4 protein-coding genes are annotated in these 6,676 nt (G+C 59.8%); 3 read left to right on the top strand and 1 reads right to left on the bottom strand.

What is annotated here, in order from left to right; genetic code table 11:
- A partial coding sequence (locus ABYM29_RS14175) for a TonB-dependent receptor plug domain-containing protein (RefSeq protein WP_372865435.1) occupies positions 1–1,938 on the top strand: 1,938 nt, incomplete at its 5' end.
- Positions 1,939–1,991: 53 nt separating this feature from the next.
- Here the strand turns inward: ABYM29_RS14175 and ABYM29_RS14170 are convergent.
- Positions 1,992–2,864: a ThuA domain-containing protein gene (locus ABYM29_RS14170; protein WP_372865434.1), complete on the bottom strand. Its 873-nt coding sequence runs from the start codon at positions 2,862–2,864 to the stop codon at positions 1,992–1,994.
- Positions 2,865–3,141: 277 nt separating this feature from the next.
- Here ABYM29_RS14170 and ABYM29_RS14165 point away from each other — a divergent pair, with 277 nt between their 5' ends.
- A complete protein-coding gene (locus ABYM29_RS14165; RefSeq protein WP_372865433.1) occupies positions 3,142–5,922 on the top strand; it encodes a c-type cytochrome in 2,781 nt (926 codons plus the stop codon).
- Positions 5,919–6,676, top strand: a 758-nt coding sequence (locus ABYM29_RS14160; RefSeq protein ID WP_372865432.1) for a Gfo/Idh/MocA family protein, incomplete at its 3' end; no start/stop codon positions are given. The genes ABYM29_RS14165 and ABYM29_RS14160, both read left to right, overlap by 4 nt.

Genomic DNA, 6,676 nt, shown 5'->3' with positions numbered 1-6,676 from the left:
TTAGTTGGCGCATTGGCCCTGCCGCTCGCTATTGGCGGCGTTCAGGCAGAACAGTTGAAAATGGAATCCATTTTGGTGACGGCACACGCGCCGGTTTCTCAGCAAGACAATTTCCTCGCCAATTTGGCTGTGCTCGATGCCGGTGATATCGAACTTCAGCAGCCCCAGGATATACACCAGCTGCTGGACGGTATTAAAGGGGTCTATGTGTCACGGGAAGGCGGCGCGGGCGGTGTCAACAGTATCTCTATTCGCGGCGCGGAGGCCAATTTTACCGCAGTGTTGATTGACGGTGTTGCGGTCAATGATCCGACTAATACGCGCGGTGGCTCCTTTGATCTGGCGACGATGTCCGCGGCCCAGTTGCAGCGCGTTGAGCTGGTTACCGGGCCGCGCAGTGTGGTGTTTGGCTCTGACGCATTGGCGGGGGTGGTTAAACTGATTACCGCGCCTGGCGACGGTGAGGCTAGCGGTATTAAGCTGTTTCACGAGGTGCAGGAATACGGGGCGTTTCGCAGTGCCGGGCGTGCGACCCTCGCCGGTGGCGGGCACGCATTGAGTGTGCAGGGCACCCGTGAAGACAGCGGCGCAGTTTGGCAGGGCAGCGAGCGGCAGCTTGAGGAGGCCGCGCTGCACTATCGTTTAAAGCTGGACTCGGCACTACTGCAGATAGGTGGGCGAGAGGCCCGCTTTGACAAACGCGCCTATCCGGAACAGAGCGGTGGTCCGCGGCATGCGCAAAGCGATGCCCGCGATCGCAGCACAGGCAGTGACCAAACGGCCTATGTCAGTGGCGAGTGGTCGCCGTTAGAGCACTGGCGTTTGGCGACGCAATATACCGAGTATCACCGCGAGCTCGACTACCATTCGCCGGGAATTGTCCCCTACGACAGTGTGCCGGAAAATTTCTACGTGGCCGATTACCGCCGCCAGCAGTGGCGTGTGGTGAGCGAAACGAACTGGGCGGGAGTCAATATTAATGTCGGTATTGACCGCCGCTGGGAGAACGGCGTGAGTGATGGCGCGGTGGTTTTTCCCGGCGTGCCTGTCGATGACGCGGGTTTTTTGGTGGGCTTGCCCTCGGCGCCGGCTGACACGGGGTTGGTTGTGCCGCTGGCGATCACCCTGGATACCGATTATGCCCTGCGCAGAACCACTGAAGGGCAATTTGCCGAGGTTAACTGGCAGTCTCGTCATTCTGTACTGTTGAGTGCCGGGCTGAGAAAAGACGATGTCGATGGCGAGCAGGAGGTGGTCAGGCGCTATTTGTTGGGTCTGCCATTGTCGGCGTGGGGGCGGGTGAATCTGTCATATTCTGAAGGTTTTAAGGCGCCTAGTTTTTTTGCTTTGGGCCACGGCTTAGTGGGCAATCCGGAGCTGAAACCGGAGCGGGTCTCGAGCTATCAAGTGGATGTCAGTGCGCAGCTTAGCGATTTTGATATTGAGTTGGCATTGTTTGACGCCGATTATCGCGATCTCATCGACTTCGATTCCGAAAGCTTTACCAATGTTAATCGCGACCGAGTGCGCAGTCGCGGGGCGGAGCTGTCGCTGGCTACAAATCTGCAAAGTTGGACCTTGCGAGGCAGTGTGTCGCATGTGGAGATTAACGTAGAAAACAGCGACCGCAATCTTGCCAATCGGCCGCAGAATACCGCGACCTTTGATTTGAGCAAGCAGTGGGACGAAAGCCTTAGCTGGCACAGTCGCCTGCGCTGGATCGACAAGCAGTACGCCAGCTCCATGCACAGCGGTGAAAGCCGTGAATACCAACTGGACGACTACCTGTTGTGGGACACGGTGCTGCGTTGGCAGGCGCTGTCTTCACTGGAGCTGAGCGCCGGCATCAAAAATATCGCCGACGTGAGTTACGAGGAGGCGGTCGGCTTTCCCGGTGCCGGGCGTTCGCTGCGCTTGGGCGTGGCCTATAGTTTATAGGCCAAAAGCTTGCGGGGCGCTCTGTCCTTTGGCAGCGCGGCGGCCGGCGCCCCTCAGGGGCAGCTACCTTCCAGACCCATTGCCCAACTCAGCGCGCCGCTTAGCATCTGGGTGTGTTCTGGGCGCTGGTAGGTGGCTGCTTCGTGCCCCAGTGCCGAGTAAAATACCCGGCCGTTATCGCCGATGCAGTGAGACCAGATAATCGGGTGGTCGCCCATGCGCAAGTCATCCCCGAGGGCTTTGGGCGAGTAGCTGGTTTCGTCAAGGGTGGCCAATACGGTGGCGCCGTCGTCGCGGGGATTGTTGCCGAAGCTATACCACTCGTCCTGATGTTCCCAGCTGGCAGAGAAGTGTTCGGTCGCCGGGTGGTCGCGATTTTCCATGTTCACCGTGGCGGTCTGGATTTGAGGGAACAGGGGGTGGCCGATAAATCGGCCTTTAAGTAAATCCTGTTGATACCAGTCCCAGAATTCAAAGCGTGTGCCCGCCGCGCCGTGAACGCCGACAAAGCCGCCGCCAGTGTCTATATAGCGTTTGAAGGCCGCGCGTTGATCCTCCGACCAATTGTCGCCGGTACAGTTATTGCCGAAGATGACATCAAATTGCGCCAGTTGTTGGTCGTTAAAAATCGCCGCGTTTTCGCTGGAAAATACCGTCCAGCCATTTTCTTTGGCAATGGCCTCGACGGAGGTCTGCGCCGCAGCGATGGCCTCACTGTGCCTAAAGCCGTTAGTTTTTGAAAAAATCAGTATCCGCGGCCGCGGTCCCAGATCGCTGGGTAGCGTCGGTGCGCTGGTGTCGTAAACCGCTGGCGACTTGCCCATGGCGCGACGGATATTCTCGTAGGCGTCGCAGCCCTGCAGCAGCGCGCCGCTGCTGAGCACAAGACCTACGGTAGCCAGTTGCGAGAAGAGTTTGATGGTCATGAGAAATGCTCTGTATTGTCAGTTGCTTGGCGTTGCTTTTCCGGTGTGTAAGCCTTGACAGTATCTACCGGATTCGGTGAGACTGGGCGTTATTGGCCTGACCACTTGTCCAAAGCTATCAAAGCCGCTGGCTGTGTACAAGGGCTATTTTCACCGTGCGCAGCTGCGTGTTGCTGCATTGCTCCCGCGAGTGTTCCCGGCCTTCGCCGCAGAGAATGCTGCGGTGGGTGAGCGGCTGTTGTGGGTGCTTGCGCGGCAAATAATAAAGGAATTTTTCATGAAGAAAGGCGTGTACTTGCTGGTCTTGGTGTTAGCGGCGGCGAGTGTTTTTTTGTGGTTAAAGCGGGAGAAATTGCCGCTGTATCTGTCCGTCGACACGCCGCCGGCACCGGCATTGACGCCGCAGCAGGCGCTGGACAGCTTTAGTCTGGCCCCCGGCTTTGCGATTGAATTGGTAGCCGCGGAGCCGCTGGTGGTCGACCCGGTCGCGATGGCTTGGGACGAGGCCGGCCGCTTGTTCGTGGTGGAAATGCGCGGCTTTATGCCCAATGCCTATGGCGACGGCGAAGATCAGCCGGTCGGCCGGGTGGTGATGTTGCTCGATGACAATGGCGACGGCGTTATGGATCGCAGCGAGGTGTTTCTCGACGGCCTGGTGATGCCCCGGGCGGTGGCGGTGGTGAATGAGGGCTTGTTGGTCGCCGAGCCGCCGACCCTGTGGCTGTGCCCGAATATTCACGGCAAAACGCGCTGTGAGAATCGCCGCAAAGTGGCGGACTACGCCACCAATTATGAAAGTGTCAGTATGGAGCATCTGGAGAACGGCTTGATGCTCGGCTTGGACAACTGGATTTACAACTCAAAATCCGACCGTCGCTTTCGCTTTGTCGACGGCGAGCTGGTGGTAGAGCCCACGCTGTCGCGCGGTCAGTGGGGTATCAGTCAGGACAATCAGGGGCGGCGCTACTACAACACAAACTCTAATTTTCTCAGTGGCGACTATTTTTCGGCCCACAGCTTTTCTGGCGCCAGCCGCGGACTCGGCGAACAAATTACCGACAATGATGAGGTGTTCAGTATTCGGGTAAACCCGGGAGTGAACCGCGCCTACCTCGACGGCGTGCTGCGCGATGATGGACGCTTGAAATCGCCCACCGCAGTCAGTGGTTTGGCGGTGTATCGCGGCGGGCAGTTTCCGCAGTCGTACTGGCAGGATATTTTTGTGCCCGAGCCAGCCGCTAACGCAGTGGTGCAGCTGCGCGCCAACTTGGACAGTTTTGAGGTGAGCGCTGAGCATATTACCTATGCGGACAAGCGCTGGGGGCAGCGCGAGTTTCTCGCCTCCACCGACGAGCGTTTTCGGCCAGTGGATATGAAAGTCGGTCCCGACGGCGCGCTGTACGTCATCGATATGTACCGCGGCATTATTCAGCACAAGGAGTTTCTCACCGAGGAACTGCTGGCGCAGATTCTCGAGCGCGGCCTCGATACCCCGCTGGGGCAGGGGCGGATTTGGCGTATTGTCAGTACCGAGTCGCCGCGACTGGCGGCGCCGCAAATCGCCGGTGCCAGTAGCGAGCAGCTATTGGACTTGCTCGGTAGCGATGTTCCCTGGCTGCGGGAAACCGCTCAGCGCCTGCTGGCGGCCCGCAGTGATGCCCGCGATGGCCTGCGGCAACTTGTCGGCAAGGGCGGTGAGCTGGCAGCTGTGCACGCCCTTTGGGCACTGGAGGCTCAGGGCGCGCTGGATGCCGCGACCGTCGCCACGGCGCTGGCGCGCAATACTCCGGCGCTTACTCGCCAGCTGCTGCTGGCTGCCGGGCCGCATATGGACCGCGATACTTTGCTGGCAGTGGGCGACGAGGCTCTGGGTGATACCGCAGCGGCGCTGGCCTGGTTCGACGCGCTGAAGCGTTTTAATGGCGATGCGGAGGTTCAGCGCCGCCTGCTGGCGATGCTGCTCAGCCACGGCGGTGATGTCTATCGCCGCGAAGCCGCCGTGCGCAGCAGCGCCGGTGTTGAGCAAGAAATGCTGGCGGCGGTATTGGCCAGCGACAGCCTTAGCCCCGAAAATGGCGGCGCTGCACTTCTTAAGGCACTGACAAACAGTGCCTATCAAACCGCGGTTGCCGATGTGGCAGCTGCGCAGCAGGCTTTGCCGGCGCTGTTGGCGCGTATCGCCGCGCTGCAGGATGAGAAGCAGTGGCAGCAGCTGGCCATGCTCGCCGGTCTGGCAAGTGCTGCGGAAAAGCAGGATACGCCCTTTTCGCTTGCGCAAGCGCCGGCCCTATTTGTCGATAAAACCCTGTCGGGCGACGACCCGCTGTGGGATGCGCGCCTGGCGGCGCGCCGCGCCTTTACCTGGCCGGGTGACGAGCTGGCTTCCGGCCGCGAGCCACTGACCGGAGAACAGCAGGCGCTGTTGGCAAAGGGTGAGAAGTTTTATCAGCACTGCGCCAATTGCCACGGCAAAGAGGGGCAGGGGGTGCCGGGCCTGGCACCTGAGCTGGCGGGTTCGGAGTGGGTGACCGGGCCGGTGGAATGGCTGACGCGCATTGTGCTCGACGGCATGCAGGGCGAAATCATCGTGAATGGCAAAACCTGGAACGGCGTGATGCCGGCCCACCGCCACTTTCCGGGGCTGGATGCCGATACGCTCACCGGTTTGCTGATACATATGCGGCGCCTCGGGCCCAATCGCGCGGCGGCGCCGAGCGTTGAGCAGGTGAGTGAAATTATGGCTCTGCCCGCCAATCCAAACCCGTGGACGGCGCAGGCCATTCGCCAGGTGCCCTATGCCAGCCCGCTCGACAAATTTGTCGGCCAGTACAAGATTAGCTTTGTGAAGTTTACCTTTGCGGTCGACGAGGGCGAGTTGACAGTGCAGGCGCCCATGTACGGTCGCAGTCGCCTGACGCAGATCAGCGAAACCCGGTTTAGCAGCGCGCAGGACGGCGAGGAGTTGGAGTTCCGCTTTGAGCTGGATAAGCGCGGTGAGGTGAGCGCACTCTACATTGTGCGCGGCGGTCAGGAGAACCGAGTGGAGAAGGTGCAATGACTTTGCGTTTGGGGCTTATCGGGCTGGGCAATATTGCCCGCCAGCATATTCACAATATCGAGATCGGCGCGGTCGCCGATTGCCAGGTCAGTGCCGTGTGTTCGCGCAACCGCCCCGAGGATTTGCCGGCGGGCGCGAGGCATTTCAGCGATTATCAGGCAATGATTAACAGCGGCTTGTGCGACGCGGTGCTGGTGGCCTCCCCGACACTCTATCACCAGGAAATGGGTATGGCGGTGCTGGCGGCCGGCCTGCACTTGCTGATGGAAAAGCCGATAGCGCTGAGCAATGCCCAGGCGGAGACGCTGTTGGCGATCAAGAAAGCCGACCAGGTCTTTGCGCTGATGCTGAACCAGCGCTGTGCACCGGTTTTTCAGACGATGAAAGCGCTGATAGACGGCGGTGAGTTGGGGCCTATTCAGCGCAGTCACTGGACGATGACGAACTGGTTTCGCCCCGATGTCTATTTTGCCGTGAGTGATTGGCGGGCGACGTGGAAAGGTGAGGGCGGCGGGCTGTTGGTTAATCAGTGCATCCATAACCTCGATATCTTTCAGTGGCTGTGCGGCCTGCCGGAGCGTGTGCAGGGTTTCTGCAGTATGGGCAAGTATCACCCGATAGAGGTGGAAGACGAGGCGATGGCGTTTTTCCACTATGCCAATGGCGCCACCGGGACCTTTGTCGGGTCCACCGGAGAGGCGCCGGGCTTTAACCGCCTGGAAATTGTCGGCGATAAAGCCAGCCTGAGCTTTGA

It is taken from the genome of Spongiibacter sp. (assembly GCF_041602295.1).
In the GTDB taxonomy this organism is placed as follows: domain Bacteria; phylum Pseudomonadota; class Gammaproteobacteria; order Pseudomonadales; family Spongiibacteraceae; genus Spongiibacter.
This window is presented reverse-complemented; position numbering and strand designations above follow the sequence as displayed.